General features: G+C 65.4%; 14 protein-coding genes. 12 read left to right on the plus strand and 2 right to left on the minus strand.

Going from position 1 to position 16275, the window contains the following annotated elements:
• Nucleotides 1-509 precede the first annotated feature (509 nt).
• Entirely contained in the window at nt 510-2234 is a 1725-nt protein-coding gene (gene ilvD / locus ACXJMY_RS08225) for a dihydroxy-acid dehydratase (protein WP_456618817.1), read from the plus strand.
• Nucleotides 2221-3048 carry a tetratricopeptide repeat protein gene (locus ACXJMY_RS08230; protein ID WP_456618818.1) on the plus strand — a complete coding sequence of 276 codons (828 nt, stop codon included), beginning with the start codon at nt 2221-2223 and terminating at the stop codon, nt 3046-3048. Before ilvD ends, ACXJMY_RS08230 begins: the two co-directional genes overlap by 14 nt.
• A 95-nt stretch (nt 3049-3143) precedes the next feature.
• Here ACXJMY_RS08230 and xth read toward each other — a convergent pair whose 3' ends face one another.
• Nucleotides 3144-3941 (minus strand): exodeoxyribonuclease III, encoded by a 798-nt coding sequence (gene xth, locus ACXJMY_RS08235; RefSeq protein ID WP_456618819.1) that lies wholly within the window; start codon nt 3939-3941, stop codon nt 3144-3146.
• 133 nt (nt 3942-4074) lie between these two features.
• Between xth and ACXJMY_RS08240 the strand changes: the two genes are divergently transcribed.
• On the plus strand, nt 4075-6402 hold the full coding sequence (locus tag ACXJMY_RS08240) for an ATP-binding protein (RefSeq protein WP_456618820.1): 2328 nt from the start codon (nt 4075-4077) through the stop codon (nt 6400-6402).
• Nucleotides 6403-6406: 4 nt separating this feature from the next.
• On the opposite strand, the gene erpA is transcribed toward ACXJMY_RS08240, so the two are convergent.
• Complete coding sequence (gene erpA / locus ACXJMY_RS08245; RefSeq protein ID WP_456618821.1) at nt 6407-6736, minus strand: iron-sulfur cluster insertion protein ErpA; 330 nt, start codon at nt 6734-6736, stop codon at nt 6407-6409.
• Nucleotides 6737-6860: 124 nt separating this feature from the next.
• On the opposite strand from erpA, the gene ACXJMY_RS08250 reads away from it, so the two are divergent.
• From ACXJMY_RS08250 to tatC, 9 genes are all read left to right on the plus strand, one after another.
• Nucleotides 6861-8069, plus strand: a complete 1209-nt coding sequence (locus ACXJMY_RS08250; RefSeq protein WP_456618822.1) for a deoxyguanosinetriphosphate triphosphohydrolase — start codon at nt 6861-6863, stop codon at nt 8067-8069.
• A 9-nt stretch (nt 8070-8078) separates the two neighbouring features.
• Nucleotides 8079-9869: an arginine--tRNA ligase gene (argS, locus tag ACXJMY_RS08255; protein WP_456618823.1), complete on the plus strand. Its 1791-nt coding sequence runs from the start codon at nt 8079-8081 to the stop codon at nt 9867-9869.
• Between the two features lie 143 nt (nt 9870-10012).
• Complete coding sequence (locus ACXJMY_RS08260; protein WP_456618824.1) at nt 10013-11599, plus strand: SPOR domain-containing protein; 1587 nt, start codon at nt 10013-10015, stop codon at nt 11597-11599.
• A gap of 46 nt (nt 11600-11645) precedes the next feature.
• Nucleotides 11646-12674: a beta-N-acetylhexosaminidase gene (nagZ, locus tag ACXJMY_RS08265; RefSeq protein WP_456618825.1), complete on the plus strand. Its 1029-nt coding sequence runs from the start codon at nt 11646-11648 to the stop codon at nt 12672-12674.
• Nucleotides 12671-13510, plus strand: a complete 840-nt coding sequence (locus ACXJMY_RS08270; RefSeq protein WP_456618826.1) for a segregation and condensation protein A — start codon at nt 12671-12673, stop codon at nt 13508-13510. The genes nagZ and ACXJMY_RS08270 overlap by 4 nt, the downstream gene beginning before the upstream one ends.
• Nucleotides 13511-13531: 21 nt before the next feature.
• A complete protein-coding gene (gene scpB / locus ACXJMY_RS08275; RefSeq protein ID WP_456618827.1) occupies nt 13532-14272 on the plus strand; it encodes an SMC-Scp complex subunit ScpB in 741 nt (246 codons plus the stop codon).
• Nucleotides 14273-14438: 166 nt separating this feature from the next.
• Nucleotides 14439-14672, plus strand: a complete 234-nt coding sequence (locus ACXJMY_RS08280; RefSeq protein ID WP_456618828.1) for a twin-arginine translocase TatA/TatE family subunit — start codon at nt 14439-14441, stop codon at nt 14670-14672.
• A gap of 84 nt (nt 14673-14756) precedes the next feature.
• Nucleotides 14757-15281 carry a Sec-independent protein translocase protein TatB gene (gene tatB, locus ACXJMY_RS08285; protein ID WP_456618829.1) on the plus strand — a complete coding sequence of 175 codons (525 nt, stop codon included), beginning with the start codon at nt 14757-14759 and terminating at the stop codon, nt 15279-15281.
• Entirely contained in the window at nt 15278-16084 is an 807-nt protein-coding gene (gene tatC / locus ACXJMY_RS08290; RefSeq protein ID WP_456618830.1) for a twin-arginine translocase subunit TatC, read from the plus strand. Before tatB ends, tatC begins: the two co-directional genes overlap by 4 nt.
• Nucleotides 16085-16275 lie beyond the last annotated feature (191 nt).

The following is a 16275-nucleotide window of genomic DNA, read 5'->3' on the forward strand; positions in this document are numbered from 1 at the left end:
TTTTCTGCGTGTGCTTTTCGCGCAGCGGACCGCGGGTGCCAGCCGGCACCCGGCCTTCCCTGCGCCCTCTTGGCTTTGAGTGGGTGGAGCGACGAAGCAAAGCTCCGCTTACGATGCTTTCGCATCGCAAGCCTCGCACCTCTGGATGACGGGGTCGGAGAAGGCCCGACTCACGCGCGGGTGCGCCCATCAGCACGACCATGCCGGGCGCGTCGTACCTGCCGTAAAATCTCAAGTTGTAGATTGTTATCTTCGCGAGGGTATCCCGATAAGCAAGCCCGTGTCTTCCCGGTAACGATTGTGCTGTCCACGCAACACTCACGGCGGATTTAACTGTTATCGCAGCCGGTTCGCATCTGCGCCGCTTTTTAGCCACACCCGAGCATGAATAAAATCACTCTAATGTTTGAGGGGCAGCCGGCGAAGGCAGCGAGAAATCCCAAGGTCGATTCAAATCTTGGGTCTGATTTTTCGGGTCTGAAAGGGTTGGCCGGGGAAACTGGTTTGCGATGGACGCGAAGAGCAACATCAAGCAGAGGCTGCCGAGCCGTCACGTGACGGAAGGCCCCGCGCGCGCGCCCCATCGCTCCTACCTCTACGCCATGGGTCTGACCACCGCGCAGATCCACCAGCCCTTCGTCGGCGTCGCCTCGTGCTGGAACGAGGCCGCCCCCTGCAACATCTCGCTGATGCGCCAGGCGCAGGCGGTGAAGAAGGGCGTCGCGTCGGCCGGCGGCACCCCGCGCGAATTCTGCACCATCACCGTCACCGACGGCATCGCCATGGGCCATGACGGCATGCGCTCCTCGCTGCCGTCGCGCGAATGCATCGCCGACTCCGTCGAGCTAACCATCCGCGGCCACGCCTATGACGCCCTCGTCGGGCTTGCCGGCTGCGACAAGTCGCTACCGGGCATGATGATGGCGATGGTCCGCCTCAACGTTCCCTCGATCTTCATCTATGGCGGCTCGATCCTGCCCGGCAATTTCCGCGGACAGCAGGTCACCGTGCAGGACATGTTCGAGGCCGTCGGCAAGCATTCGGTCGGCGCCATGTCGGACGAGGACCTCGACGAGATCGAGCGTGTGGCGTGCCCGTCCGCCGGCGCGTGCGGCGCGCAGTTCACCGCCAACACCATGGCGACCGTCTCGGAGGCCATCGGCCTTGCGCTGCCTTACTCGGCCGGCGCTCCGGCACCGTATGAAATCCGCGACGCCTTCTGTATGACCGCGGGCGAACAGGTGATGGAGCTGATCGCTCAGAACATCCGGCCGCGTGACATCGTCACCCGCAAGGCATTGGAGAACGCGGCGGCCGTGGTTGCCGCCTCCGGTGGCTCGACCAATGCTGCGCTGCACCTACCGGCGATCGCGCATGAGGCCGGCATAAAGTTTGACTTATTCGACGTCGCCGAAATCTTCAAAAAGACACCATATGTCGCGGATTTGAAGCCGGGCGGCCGTTATGTCGCCAAAGACATGTTTGAAGTTGGCGGCATACCGCTTCTGATGAAGACGCTGCTCGACAACGGATTTCTCCACGGTGACTGCCTCACCGTCACCGGTCGAACGATCGCCGAAAACCTCAAGAGCGTGAAATGGAATCCGCACCAGGACGTGGTGCACCCGGCAGACAAGCCGATCACCGTCACCGGTGGTGTGGTGGGTCTGAAGGGCAATTTGGCGCCAGAAGGTGCGATCGTGAAAGTCGCGGGAATGTCCAACCTGAGGTTCACCGGTCCGGCTCGATGCTTCGACCGGGAGGAGGACGCCTTTGAGGCCGTCCAGAACCGCACCTACCGCGAAGGCGAAGTCATCGTGATCCGCTACGAGGGGCCGAAAGGCGGCCCCGGCATGCGGGAAATGCTCCAGACCACCGCGGCGCTGACCGGGCAGGGCATGGGCGGCAAGATCGCGCTCATCACCGATGGCCGCTTCTCCGGCGCCACCCGTGGCTTCTGCATCGGCCATGTCGGGCCCGAGGCCGCTATCGGGGGCCCGATCGGACTGTTGCAGGATGGCGACATCATCGAGATCGACGCGGTCGCCGGCACCCTTGACGTAAAATTGAGCGACGACGAGCTCGCTCAGCGCAAAACCAAATGGCGCGCTCGCGCGACTAACCACACGTCGGGTGCGCTGTGGAAATATGCTCAGCAGGTAGGACCGGCGGTCGATGGGGCAGTAACCCACCCGGGCGGCGCGCACGAGAAACAGTGTTATGCGGACATCTAGGCGTGCCATAGTTGCGTTTGTGTTGGGGGCTGCTGCGCTGGCCGCACCGGCGCTCGCCTTCGACGGCGCGCCGGTCAACACGAAGGATGCGACCATCCCCGTGGTCTCCGCCGTGCCGAGTGCGGCGGGCGCGCTGCGCAAGGCCGTGCCGCCGGCGGTGACGGGCCAGGAGACCTCGCTGAGCGCCCTGCAATATGCCGCAGAGGGCGGCCATCCCATCGCGCAGTGGAAGCTCGGCCGTATGTACGCCAATGGCGACGGCGTCGCCCAGGACGATGTGCGCGCATTCGAATATTTCAGCCGGATCGCGAACGCTCATGCCGAGGACAGCCCATCGGCGCCGCAGGCGCAGATCGTGGCCAACGCCTTCGTCGCGCTCGGCCGCTATTATCTCAGCGGCATCCCGAACTCGAAGGTCAAGTCGGATCCGGACCGGGCCCGGGAGATGTTCTCCTACGCGGCATCCTATTTCGGCAATGCGGATGCGCAGTACGATCTCGCCCGGCTCTACCTGAAGACGCCGGACGCCTCGCGCGAGGATTTCCGCTACGGCGCGCGCTGGCTCGGCCTTGCCGCCCAGAAGGGCCAGCACGAGGCCCAGGCGCTGCTCGGTCAGATGCTCTTCAACGGTGACCGCCTGCCGCGGCAGGCCGCGCGCGGCCTGATGTGGCTGACGCTCGCGCGTGACAGCGCCGGCGCCGAGGAGACCTGGATCAAGGAAAGCTACAACCGCGCTTTCGCCAAGGCCTCCGACGACGACCGCGCCATGTGCCTGCAAATGCTGGAACAGTGGGTGCAGGGCCGTCGCGAATAGGGCACCCCTGTAGGGTGGGTTAGAGACTGCATTCCCGGTTGCTCAACACGGAACGCCGGAAGCGTAACCCACCATTCTCACCATCCTAGGCGGGCTCACGCCGCCTCGAGATCCAGGTCCGCCCACACCGGCACGTGGTCCGACGGCTTCTCCCAGGCACGCACATAGCTGTCGATGCCGACATTGGCGAGCCGGTCGCTGGCCTGCGGCGACAGCAGCAGATGGTCGATCCGCAAGCCGTGGTTCTTCTGCCAAGCGCCGGCCTGATAGTCCCAGAAGGTATAGAGCCCTGGCTCGTCGGTGACCGCCCGCAGCGCATCGGTCAGGCCGAGGCCGAGCAGGGCCTGAAAGCTCTCCCGCGTCTCGGTCTTGAACAGGGCGTCCTCGGTCCAGGCGGCCGGATTGTGCACGTCGCGGGCGGCCGGGATGACGTTGAAGTCGCCTGCGAGGATCAGCGGCTCCTCGGTCTTGAGGCGCTCCTTCGAATACTCAAGAAGCCGCGACATCCATTTGAGCTTGTAGGGATATTTCTCGGTCCCGACCGGGTTGCCGTTGGGCAGATAGAGGCACGCGATGCGCAGCACCCCGCGCTTGAGCGTCACCACGCCCTCGAGGAAGCGGGCATGCGCATCCTCGTCGTCGCCGGCCAGCCCCGATTTGGTCTCGTCGAACGGCAATTTCGACAGCAGGGCGACGCCGTTGAAGGTCTTCTGCCCGTGAGTGACGACGTTGTAGCCGAGCGCCTCGATCTCCAGCCGCGGGAAGGCCTCGTCGACGCATTTGATCTCCTGGAGGCAGACGATGTCCGGCTGGCACTCCCTGAGCCAAGTCAGGAGAAGATCAATCCGCTGCCGGACCGAGTTCACGTTCCAGGTGGCTACTCTGATCGGCATGTGCGGGGCTCCAGGCAGGGGCCAACCTTAGAACAAAATGCAAACGCCCCCGTCAAGGACGCCGCAAAATCTCCCACAAAATTAACCCGGCTTAAGCGGGCCGCAGGCCATTGATGCCGAAAGGGTTCCTCGGATGGAATGGCCGGACAAATCGATGAAGCAAGCTGAGCCGCGTGACGGCCTGATCGGTGCGTTCCTGTACTGGCTCGGCGGCTTCGAGATCGAGGACGGCCTCACCGCCGATCTCAGCGAGCGCGAGATGCGCCGGATCCGGGCCAAGCAGATCGACACCGTGACCCGGCTGATCCCGGTGACGATGGCCGTGACCATGCTCAACGTCGCCATCGTGCTGATCCTGTTCTGGGGCAGGGGCTGGAACGACTTCCTCGCGATCTGGGGCCTGACGCTTGCAGTCGTCGCCCTGATCGCGTTTCGGTCGTGGCGGCGGTCCCACAACAGCCCGCCGCAGGAAGCCTCGGCCCGCGCCGCGCGGCAGATGCTGCGGCAGGCATTCTTCCTCGCGGCGATCTGGGGCACGCTGCCACTGGCGCTGTTCAGCCGGGTCGAGCCGACCAGCCAGCTGATCCTGGCCTGCCTGATGGTCGGCATGATGTCCGGCGGCGCCTTCACGCTCTCGACCTTCCCGCGCGCAGGCCTCGTCTATCTCGCGACGATGACCATCGCCTGCGCCGGCGCGCTGCTGATGTGCGGCGCCGGCCCCTATCTCGTGACCTCGGTGTTCCTGCTGCTGTTCGCGTTCTTCATGGCGCGCAGCATCGTCTCCCAGGGCAATCTGTTCCTGGGTAATCTCAAGGCGCAGCTCGAGCTCGAACGGCAGACCGAGATCATCTCGCTGCTGCTGAAGGATTTCCAGGAGAACGCCAGCGACTGGCTGTGGCAGACCGACGCCGAGGGGCATCTCACCGACGTGCCCCAGCGCTTTGCCGACGTCGCGCAGCTGCCGCTCCAACTCCTGAAGGGATCGCAATTCGCCGACGTGCTCGACATGCTCTGCCCCGAGGACAAGACGGCGGCCTACAACGTCGTCGGCCTGATGGAGCACGCCGAACCGCTGCACGAGATGAGCCTCAAGGTCGTCGCCGGCGGCGAGGCGCGGCTGTGGTCGTTGACGGCGAAGCCGGCCTACGACCGTGACGGCCAGTTCCTCGGTTACCGCGGCTTCGGGCGCGACGTCACCGAGCGCTGGCGCGCCGAAAAGGCCGAGGCCGAAAGCCGCGCCAAGTCGGACTTCCTCGCGGTGATGAGCCACGAGATCCGCACGCCCATGAACGGCGTGCTCGGGCTTGCCAGCATGCTGCTCGAAACCAAGCTCGATCCGGAGCAGCACGAGGCCGTCACCACGATCCGCGAGTCCGGCGACAATCTCCAGCGCATCCTCAACGACATCCTCGATCTCTCCAAGCTCGAGGCCGGACGCTTTCAGTTCGAGGCGATCGACTTCGCACCGCAGGCGCTGGCCGAGGCGGTCGCGACCGTCGTTCGCGCAGGCGCCAAGAGCAAAGGGCTGTCGGTCAAGGTCGAGCTCGATCCGGACCTGCCGCCGACGTTGCGCGGCGATGTTGCGCGCATCAGGCAGGTGCTGCTCAACCTCGCCTCCAACGCGGTGAAGTTCACCGATGAAGGCGCGGTGACGATATCGGCCGCCTGCCAGGCGCGGCGTGACCTGCTCGCCACCGTCGAATGGAGCGTGACCGACAGCGGCATCGGCATCGCGCCCGAGAAGGTCGGGCAGCTCTTCAGCGACTTCGCGCAGGCCGATGCCTCGATCAGCCGCCGTTTCGGCGGCACCGGGCTCGGACTTGCGATCTCCCGGCGCATCATCGAGCAGATGGGCGGCACCATCGGCGTCACCTCGACGCCGGGCGAGGGCTCGACCTTCCGCTTCACGCTGGTGCTGCCCTGGAGCCAGACGCAGGCGTCCGACCAGAATGCAGACCGCGACGAAGCCGACGATCTCAAGGCCCGCATCGCGAGCCTTGACCGGCCGCTGAAGGTGCTGGTCGCGGAGGACGACGCCGTCAACCGGATGGTCGTGAGCAAGATGCTCGGCGCCTTCGACGTCGAGCTGCGCGTCGTCACCGACGGCGTCGAAGCCGTCGCGGCGGCCTCCGAGGCCGACTACGACGTCGTGCTGATGGATGTGCGCATGCCCGACATGGACGGCCTTGCCGCGACCCGCGCGATCCGCGCGCAAGGCGGCCGCTTCGCGGCGTTGCCGATCATCGCGCTGACCGCCAACGCCTTCCCCGAGGACGTCAGGATCTGCCGCGAGGCCGGCATGTCGGATTTCCTGGCAAAACCCTTACGCAAGCCCGCGCTGGTCGCCGCCTTGCTGCGGGCGCTGAACCATGAGGTGTGGGATGACGCGCCGCTTCAGCCGGAGATGATGCCGGTCGAGGCGGACTGGACCGATGAGGAAAGGCAGATGACCGGCGCGTAGCCGGTCAGATCGAGAAGCTGGTTCCGCAGCCGCAGGAGGCGGTCGCGTTGGGATTGTTGACGCGGAACGAGGCGCCGATCAGATCGTCGACGAAATCGACCTGCGATCCCGCCAGGAACGGCTGGGACGCGGAATCGACCAGCACCACGGCGTTGTCCTGTTCGATCACGAGATCATCATCGGTCTGGGCGCGGTCGATGTCGAACTTGTACTGAAAGCCCGAGCAGCCGCCGCCCTCGACAGAGATCCGAAGCATCGCGCCAGAACCTTCGCCCTTGAGGATCTCCCCGATCCGGCGTGCGGCCCGGTCACTGATGGTCACGGCAGTCGTCATCGTTCGTCTCCGATCGTCCCGCGGTCACACCAGGGTCACTTGCCCCAATTCATTTGGTATCCCGCGCCCGTCATAGTTAAGTGCCACCATACGCAGAATCAAATGGATAGGGACTAAATTCGCCGTGTCCGTCGGAATGGCTGCCCCCCGCGCGCCCTATGCCTGCGATCCCGATCGCAGCCGCGGCCGGCTGGTCGCGGAACCCCCAAGCCAGACCCGCAGCCCGTTCCGGCGGGATTGCGACCGGGTGATCCATTCCACCGCGTTCCGCCGCCTCAAGTACAAGACCCAGGTGTTCGTGTTCCACGAGGGCGACCACTACCGGACCCGGCTGACCCATTCGCTGGAGGTGGCGCAGATCGCCCGCGCGCTGGCCCGGCAGCTCGGGCTCGACGAAGACCTCACGGAAACGCTTGCGCTCGCCCACGATCTCGGCCATCCGCCCTTCGGCCATGCCGGCGAGCGGGCGCTGGATGCCTGCCTGAAGGATTTTGGCGGCTTCGACCACAACGCCCAGACCCTGCGGGTCGTCGCCACGCTGGAGCACCGTTATCCCGAGTTCGACGGGTTGAACCTGACCTGGGAGTCGCTGGAGGGCATCGTCAAGCATAACGGCCCGCTGACCGACCGCAGCGGCGCGCCGGTCGGACGCTATCGCGAATACGGCATTCCCGTCGGCATCGCCGACTATATCAAGTCCTACGACCTCGAGCTCTGGAGCTTCGCCTCGCTGGAGGCGCAGGTCGCCGCGATCGCCGACGACATTGCCTATGACGCCCATGATATCGACGACGGCCTGCGCGCCGGCCTATTCCATCTCGACGAGCTCAAGGTGATGCCGCTCACGGCGGAGATCATTGCCGAGACCACCGCGCATTATCCCGATCTCGACGAGGTCAGGCGCGGCGCCGAGCTGGTGCGCGAGCTGATCTCCCACCTGATTGGCGCGGTGTTTTCGGAGGCGCGCAAGAACCTCGCCGAGGTCAAGCCGCAATCGGCCCAGGACGTGCGCCAGCAGAGCCGCGCACTGGTCGCGTTCCCCGCCGAGGTCGCCGAGGAGGAGGCTGCCATCAAGCGCTTCCTGTATCAGCACATGTATCGCCACGAGCGGGTGATGCGGGTGATGGGGCAGGCGGAACAGATCCTGTTCGACCTGTTCGGGAAATACCTGGCGATGCCGGCCGAGCTGCCGCCGGAATGGCTGCAGGGGGCGGAGGGCGACAACGAGGGCGACCGGGCTCGCCGGATCGGCAATTTCATTGCCGGAATGACCGACCGTTTCGCCCTGACCGAGCACCAGCGGCTCTTTGACTCGACCCCGGATTTGCGATAGGCGGCGGCCATGCCCGACACATCCTCATCGCTGCATCTGTTCGCCGACGTGCTCGCGCGCGTGCACGCCGCCTGCCGCGCGCTCGCTGTGGACGCCGGCTGGCCCGAGGGCACCGATTTCTCGCGCGTGGTGGTCGAGCCGCCGCGCGATGCCTCCCATGGCGACATGGCGACCAACGCCGCCATGGTGCTTGCGAAAGAGGCGAAGGCGAAGCCGCGCGATCTCGCCGAGCAGATCGCCGAGCGGCTGCGCGCCGACGCGCTGATCGCCAAGGTCGACGTCGCCGGCCCGGGCTTCATCAATCTGACGCTGAAGCCCTCCGCCTGGGCGGAGGCGCTGCGGACGGTGCTGCGCGAGGCCGCCGATTACGGCCGCGTCAGCGGCGGCTCCAAGGTCAATGTCGAATACGTCTCGGCCAATCCGACCGGGCCGATGCATGTCGGCCATTGCCGCGGCGCCGTGTTTGGCGACGCCTTGGCGAGCCTGCTCCAGTTCGCCGGCCACGACGTCACGCGCGAATATTACATCAATGATGCCGGCGCGCAGGTCGACGTGCTCGCGCGTTCCGCCTTCCTGAGATACCGCGAGGCGCTCGGCGAGAACATTGGCGCGATCCCGGACGGGCTCTATCCCGGCGACTATCTGAAGCCGGTCGGCGCGGCACTGGCGAAGGAGCACGGCGACAAGCTCCTCGCGATGAGCGAGGCCGAGTGGCTGCCGGTGGTGCGCGCCAAGGCGATCGCGATGATGATGGACGAGATCAAGGACGATCTCGCCGCCCTCAACATCCGCCACGACGTGTTCTTCTCGGAACGCTCGCTGATCGAGAGCTGCAACAACAAGGTCGCCGAGACCATCGATTTCCTGCGCGCCAAGGGCGACATCTATGAAGGCCGCCTGCCGCCGCCGAAGGGCGCGCCGGTCGAGGATTGGGAGGACCGTGAGCAGCTGCTGTTCAGGGCGACGGCCTACGGCGACGATGTCGATCGTCCGCTGATCAAGTCGGACAATTCCTACACCTACTTCGCCTCCGACATCGCCTACCACAAGAACAAGTTCGACCGCGGCTTCGCCGAGATGATCGACGTCTGGGGCGCCGATCATGGCGGCTACATCAAGCGCATGCAGGCGGCGGTGAAGGCCACGACCTCCGGCAGGGGCGCGCTCGACGTCAAGATCGTCCAGCTCGTGAAGCTGCTGCGCAATGGCGAGGCGGTGAAAATGTCCAAGCGGAGCGGAGACTTCGTCACCTTGCGTGAGGTGGTGGATGAGGTCGGCCAGGACGCCGTCCGCTTCATGATGCTCTACCGCAAGAACGACGCGGTGCTGGATTTCGACCTCGCCAAGGTCATGGAGCAATCGCGCGACAATCCGGTGTTCTACGTGCAGTACGGCCATGCCCGCGGCCACTCGATCTTCCGTAACGCGCGCGCCGAAGTGTTCCCGGAACTCCCGGAGGATGCCGGCCAGCGCATCGCCTGGCTCGGCGAGTCGGCCGTGGAACGGCTGTCGGACCCCGTCGAGCTCGATCTTCTCAAGCGCCTCGCAATTTTTCCGCGGACGCTGGAAGCCGCCGCCGCGGCCCACGAGCCGCACCGTATTGCCTTTTATCTCTATGACTTAGCGAGCGAATTTCACGCACTTTGGACGAAGGGGCGCGATTTGCCCTATTTACGCTTCATTATCAATAATGATGCAGATCTAACGAAGGCGCGACTGGCTATGGTCCAGGGCGTCGTCTCGGTCCTGGCATCGGGCCTCGCCATCCTCGGCGTCCATGCCCCGGACGAGATGCGGTAGTTTGGGGCGAACTACTTAAGGGGAATTTTTTGGGGGTAACCGGCAGAAGCCGGACCGCTTAGACTTGGTTGAAAGCCTTGTGGGTCGAAGGCCGTGCCTTGGTCGAGGGGTGCGCGGCTTTCCCGAAGGGACGCATCATCACGATGGCCGATCGATATCAGGACAGACCGTTTCCTTCCGATGACTATGGTCGCGGTGGCGATCAGCATGGGAAGGCGGAAAATGATCCCTTGGCCGAACTCGCCCGCCTGATCGGGCAGACCGATCCATTCGCGGCACAGGGGCGTCCCGGCGCCAAGCCGCCGGCGGTGCCTGCACCTGCCCAGAGCTATCGGGAAGACGATTATCCGCAGGACGGCGATCAGCAGGACTATGCCGAGCCGGCCGCGCCGCCTCAGCCCGGGCCGCCGTCATGGATGCGGCGTGCCAACGTGCAGCCGGCGCCCGTGCCCGCGCCGGAGCCTGACTATCCCGTGTCCGTGAACCCGGTGCATCCGCTGCATCGCTATGCCGCCCAGCCGGCAGCGCCTGAGCCTGTTTTTCATCAGCCCCAGGCGTATCAGGATCAGGCTTATCAGGATCAGCAGGCCTATCAGGGGCAAACCCATCAGAGCCAAGCCTATCAGGAGCCGGCCTATCAGGAGCCGGCCCAGCCCGATCCGTCGCGCTACGACGATGCGCTCTACGGGCGGCTTGAGGCGGGCGAGCAGGACTATCAGCGCGATCCGGCTTATCCGGACGATCCCTACGCGTTCCAGAGTGATTATCCCGAGGCGGATCTCGACGAGCCGAAGAAGTCGCGCGGCGGCATGATGACGGTCGCGGCGATCCTGGCGCTTGCGGTGGTCGGCACCGGCGCCGCCTTTGCCTACAAGACCTATATGGGCTCGCCCCGCAGCGGCGAGCCGCCGATCATCAAGGCCGACAACACCCCGACCAAGGTCGTGCCGGCGCCGACGGACTCCTCGGCCAAGGTGCCGGACCGCATGGTCAGTAGCGATGGCTCCGAGAAGATCGTGCCGCGCGAGGAGGCGCCGGTCGACGTCAACGCCAAGGCTGGCGGTCCGCGCGTGGTGTTTCCGCCGCTGAACCAGAATGCCAACCCGCCGCCGGTCGCGAGCGTCTCGCCGTCCAACATTCCGCCGTCGAGTGCTGGTCCGATCCCGAGCAACGGCACGCTGCCGAACAACGCGCCGCGCCCGATCAGGACCGTGGCCGTGAAGGGCGATCAGACCGACAGCACGGCGCCGCAAACCGCCGCGCCTTCGGCGGCCGCCAAGCCGGCAACCGGGCCCAAGCCCATCGCGGCACCTGCAGCACCGACCGCGGCCGCGCCGCGCAGCCCGCCGACCTCGGCCAATGCCAGCGCCAATCAGCCGCTCTCGCTCGCGCCGCAGCCGACGGCATCAGAGCCGCCGCAGCGGATGGCTGCGACCAACCCGACGCAGCTTGCACCCGCCAGCAGTGGCGGTGGGGGCTACATTGTGCAGGTCTCCTCGCAGCAGAGCGAGGACAGCGCCGCCGCGTCCTACCGGGTGCTCCAGAGCAAGTATGGCAGCGTACTCGGATCGCGCTCGCCCGTGATCAAGCGTGTCGATCTCACCGACAAGGGCAAGGGCATCGTCTACCGCGCCTTCGCTGGGCCCTATGGTTCGGCCGAGGATGCGACGCAGGCTTGCAACAGCCTGAAGTCCGCTGGCTTGCCGACCTGCTTCGTCCAGAGGAATTAACCGCCGTTTCCTTGACCCCCTCGCGGGGCAGGGTTAATCGGCCCTTATGAGCACGCGGGCCTTCATTACCGGCGTATCCGGAACGGAACTGACCGCCGCCGAGCGGGAGTTTATCCGCGACCAGCGCCCATGGGGCTTCATCCTGTTCAAACGCAATGTCGAGACTCCGGCTCAAGTTGCTGCGTTGGTTGAAGAATTACGAGCGGTTGCCGATTCCCCCGACGCCCCTGTCCTGATCGATCAGGAGGGCGGACGCGTGCAGCGGCTGGGGCCGCCGCACTGGCCGGTCTACCCGCCCGGCGCCGTTTTCGCGTCCCTGTACGATACTGATTCGGCCCTCGGGCTCACCGCGGCGCGCCTCAGCGCGCGGCTGATCGCGGCCGATCTCGCCGATCTCGGCATTACCGTGGATTGCCTGCCACTGGCCGACGTGCCGGTCCCGGGCGCCGATGCCGTCATCGGCAACCGCGCCTATGGCACCGAGCCGGGCAAGGTTGCGGCGATCGCCCGCGCGATCACTGACGGCCTGGAACAGGGTGGGGTGCTGCCGGTCCTGAAGCACATTCCCGGCCACGGACGCGCCACTGCCGACACCCATTTCAAGCTGCCCATGGTCGACACGCCCCGGGACGAACTGGAACGGACCGACTTTGCGGCTTTCAAGCCGCTCGCGAACCTGCCGATGGCGATGACTGCACATGTTGTGTTTAGCGCCGTCGACCCCGCCCATCCAGCGACGACTTCTGCGACAATGATCGCTCAGGTGATTCGCGACGTGATCGGGTTCCAGGGTTTGTTAATGAGTGATGACGTGTCGATGAACGCGCTGGCGGGAAGCCTTGCCGAGCGGACCCGGGCGATCTTCGTGGCCGGCTGCGACATGGCTCTGCATTGCAACGGCAACATCGAGGAGATGCGCGATGTCGCCGCCCAGACGCCTGAATTGTCGGGCAGGGCGCTGGAGCGGGCGAAAGCCGCGCTCGCGGCGCGCAAGGCACCGCAACCGTTCGACCGCGCGGCCGCACGCGCCGAACTGGACGCATTGATCGCACGGGTAAACACGGCATCCGCATGACCGCAGAAATCCTATCGTTTGAAACCGGGCGGCCTGCAGAGCTCGCCGAGGGTGAGCCGGCGCTGGTTGTGGACGTCGAGGGCTATGAAGGCCCGCTCGACCTGCTGCTCGCGCTGGCGCGGCAGCAGAAGGTCGACCTTTCCAAGATTTCGATCCTGGCGCTGGCCGACCAATATCTCCACTTCATCGAAGCCGCGCGAAAGATCCGGCTGGAGCTTGCCGCCGACTATCTCGTGATGGCGGCCTGGCTCGCCTTCCTGAAGTCGCGCCTGCTGCTGCCGGAGCCGCCGAGCGCGGAAGGGCCGAGCGCCGAGGAAATGGYGACGGCGCTCGCCAACCGTCTGCGGCGGCTGGAGGCCATTCGCGAAGCCGCCAACCGGCTGATGAACAGGCAGCAATTGCTGCGCGACATCTTTCCGCGCGGCGAGCCGGAGCGGATCGCCGAGATCAAGCATCCGAAATACACTGCGACGCTGTACGACCTGCTCACCGCCTATGCCTCGCAGCGCCAGTCGCGCGTGCTGGCAAGCGTGCATCTGGCCAAGCGCACGGTGTGGTCGCTGGCTGAAGCGCGCGCCACGCTGGAGCGGCTGGTCGGCAGCATCACCGAACAGGACGACTGGGGCGTTCTCGACGACTTTCTGCTCCGGCACGTCGCCGATCCGACGCAGCGCGCGACGGTGCTCGCCTCGAGCTTCGCCGCCGCGCTCGAACTGGTGCGGGAAGGTCAACTGGAGCTGAACCAGAAAGAGGCGTTCGCGCCGATCTATTTCCGAAAGGGGCGCCATCAACCGGTGCCAGACGCAACTCCTGCGCCTGATGCGCCGGTCGGTTAAGTGCAAGAAGGAGAATCTGCCATGGCAAGCCTGGCTGAAGTGCGGATAGACGAGGCCGAGCCGATGGAGAACGAATCCCAGGCACGTCCCGAGGAGCTGCGTCTGCTCGAAGCTCTCCTGTTCGCCTCGAGCGAGCCGCTGGATACCGCGACGCTGGCCAAGCGCATGCCGGAAGGCGTCGACGTCAAGGCCGCACTCGCCCAGTTGCAGGCCGAATATGCCACGCGCGGGGTGAACCTCGTGCGCATCGCCAACAAATGGACGTTCCGCACCGCAGGCGATCTCGCCTGGCTGATGACGCGCGAGAGCACCGAAACCCGCCGCCTGTCGCGCGCGGCGATCGAGGTGCTGGCGATCATCGCCTATCACCAGCCGGTGACGCGGGCCGAGATCGAGGAAATCCGCGGTGTCGTCACCTCGAAGGGCACGCTCGACGTGCTTCTGGAGACCGGCTGGATCAAGCCGCGCGGCCGGCGCAAGACGCCCGGCCGTCCGCTGACCTTCGGAACCACCGAGGACTTCCTGTCGCAGTTCACCTTGGAACAGCTCGGCGATCTGCCGGGCCTCGAGGAGCTCAAGGGCACCGGCCTGCTGGATTCGCGCCTGCCGACCGGATTCAGCGTGCCGACGCCGTCGGACGACCCGACGCTGCGCGAGGACGAGGATCCGCTGGAACCGGGCGAGGACCTGGATCTTGCGCTGGCTCCCGCAGTCGAGCCGGAGACGCCGGAAGGCGGCAATGAGGGTGGCGACGAGGGCTGACGTTCGGTCCGTTTGCAGACCCCTGCGACCAGTTAACACTAGCAAGATTACGTAGCGCCAACAGCGAATTGGCGCTGCCTTGGTCCTTGTTTTTGACACCTGCGACGCCTAGGTTTCAGTGAAGATCGGCCGGGACCCCGGCCATGCGTGTTTGGAGGGTTGCAGGATGGGTTCGCTTAGCATTTGGCACTGGATCTTGGTGATCGCAGTGGTCCTGCTGCTGTTCGGCCGCGGCAAGATCTCGGATCTGATGGGCGACGTGGCGCAAGGCATCAAGGCGTTCAAGAAGGGCATGCAGGACGACGACAAGGTCGCCGACAAGCCCGAGCCGGCCAAGTCGATCGAGCACACTGCCGCGCCGACCGCGGCACGGACCGACGTCGGCAGCAAGGCCGTCTGAGCCTAAGCGTGGACGGACGCGGGCGGTCCCGATCCTGCGTGGAGAGGATTGGGCCGGTTGCGGCTGGCCTGAACGGAAGACCTCATGTTCGACATCGGGTGGAGTGAACTGGTCCTCATCGGGGTCGTGGCCCTGATCGCCATCGGCCCGAAAGAGCTGCCGGGCGTGCTGCGCATGGTCGGACAGTGGATGGGCAAGGCCCGCAAGATGGCCGCCGAATTCCAGGGCCAGTTCCAGGAAGCGATGCGCGAAGCCGAAATGGCCGACCTCAAGAAGAGCTTTGATGAGGTCAAGGAAGCAGCCACCGGCTTCGCCGGGAACAATCTGATGACCTCGCTCCAGAAGGACGTCAGCGACGCCCTGCGGGTCGATGCGCTCGACAAGCCGGCCGAGACCTCCACGACCACTGCCGTCGAACCGCCGGCGACGTCAGGTGAAGCGCTGGCGGCGCCGACGACTCCGGAAGCCCCGACGCCGGCGACCTTCGTGGAAGCCGAGGCCCACGCGGCGGCGAGCGAGCCGCTCGCCATCACCCGCGAGGTCGAGCAGACTCCAGTGGCGCAGGACACCGCGCCATCCGAGGCGATCAAGGACGCCAAAGCGTCATGAGCGACGCCGATATCGAGGCGAGCAAAGCGCCATTGATGGACCATTTGATCGAGCTGCGTTCGCGGCTGATCAAGGCGCTGCTCGGATTCGGCGTGGCCTTCATCTTCTGCTTCTTCTTCGCCAAGCAGATCTACAACGTGCTGGTCTGGCCGTTCGTGTGGGTCGCAGGGCCGGAGAATTCGAAATTCATCTACACGGCGCTGCTGGAATATTTCATCACCCAGCTCAAGCTCGCGCTGTTCGGCGCCGGCTTCATCTCGTTCCCGATCGTTGCGACGCAGATCTACAAGTTCGTGGCGCCGGGCCTCTACAAGCACGAGAAGCAGGCCTTCCTGCCCTATCTGGTCGCAACCCCGTTCTTCTTCGTGCTGGGCGCGGCGCTGGTCTATTTCGTCGTGCTGCCGATGCTGGTCCGCTTCTCGCTCGGCATGCAGCAGGCCGGCAGTGACGAGACCGCGCAGATCCAGCTGCTGCCCAAGGTCGGCGAATATCTGTCGCTGATGATGTCGCTGATCTTCGCCTTCGGCATCGCCTTCCAGCTTCCGGTGATCCTGACGCTGTTGGGGCGCATCGGCATCATCACGGCAAAGATGTTGCGGGAAAAACGCCGCTATTTCATCGTCATCGCCTTCGTCATCGCGGCCGTCCTGACGCCGCCGGATGTGCTGAGCCAGTGCTCGCTCGCGATTCCGCTGCTGGCGCTCTATGAGGGCTCGATCATCGCGGTGGGGATGGTGGAGAAGAAGGCGGCGGCCTCGCAGGCGTCCGCCAGCGCATCGTCGGACGCCAATCCGGCGGAGTAGGGCGCCCCATTCTCGGCCGTCATTCCCCGCGAAAGCGGGGAATCCAGTACGCCGCGGCCTCTCGGGGAATCACTGCCGTCTCTGGAATACTGGATCATCCGCCTTCGCGGATGATGACAGCCGTGCTAGGAGACGCGCCAATGTAAATTGTCAGCATAAATGTTGACCATCTACGCGCTCCCCAGGACCAC

The organism is Bradyrhizobium sp. P5_C12 (assembly GCF_054049735.1).

Excerpts from the sequence above, each read along its gene's own strand:
- ilvD (WP_456618817.1), top strand. The coding sequence starts at position 510 with ATGGACGCGAAGAGCAACATCAAGCAGAGGCTGCCGAGCCGTCACGTG.
- ACXJMY_RS08230 (WP_456618818.1), top strand. The coding sequence starts at position 2,221 with ATGCGGACATCTAGGCGTGCCATAGTTGCGTTTGTGTTGGGGGCTGCT.
- xth (WP_456618819.1), bottom strand. The coding sequence starts at position 3,941 with ATGCCGATCAGAGTAGCCACCTGGAACGTGAACTCGGTCCGGCAGCGG.
- ACXJMY_RS08240 (WP_456618820.1), top strand. The coding sequence starts at position 4,075 with ATGGAATGGCCGGACAAATCGATGAAGCAAGCTGAGCCGCGTGACGGC.
- erpA (WP_456618821.1), bottom strand. The coding sequence starts at position 6,736 with ATGACGACTGCCGTGACCATCAGTGACCGGGCCGCACGCCGGATCGGG.
- argS (WP_456618823.1), top strand. The coding sequence starts at position 8,079 with ATGCCCGACACATCCTCATCGCTGCATCTGTTCGCCGACGTGCTCGCG.
- ACXJMY_RS08260 (WP_456618824.1), top strand. The coding sequence starts at position 10,013 with ATGGCCGATCGATATCAGGACAGACCGTTTCCTTCCGATGACTATGGT.
- nagZ (WP_456618825.1), top strand. The coding sequence starts at position 11,646 with ATGAGCACGCGGGCCTTCATTACCGGCGTATCCGGAACGGAACTGACC.
- scpB (WP_456618827.1), top strand. The coding sequence starts at position 13,532 with ATGGCAAGCCTGGCTGAAGTGCGGATAGACGAGGCCGAGCCGATGGAG.
- ACXJMY_RS08280 (WP_456618828.1), top strand. The coding sequence starts at position 14,439 with ATGGGTTCGCTTAGCATTTGGCACTGGATCTTGGTGATCGCAGTGGTC.
- tatB (WP_456618829.1), top strand. The coding sequence starts at position 14,757 with ATGTTCGACATCGGGTGGAGTGAACTGGTCCTCATCGGGGTCGTGGCC.
- tatC (WP_456618830.1), top strand. The coding sequence starts at position 15,278 with ATGAGCGACGCCGATATCGAGGCGAGCAAAGCGCCATTGATGGACCAT.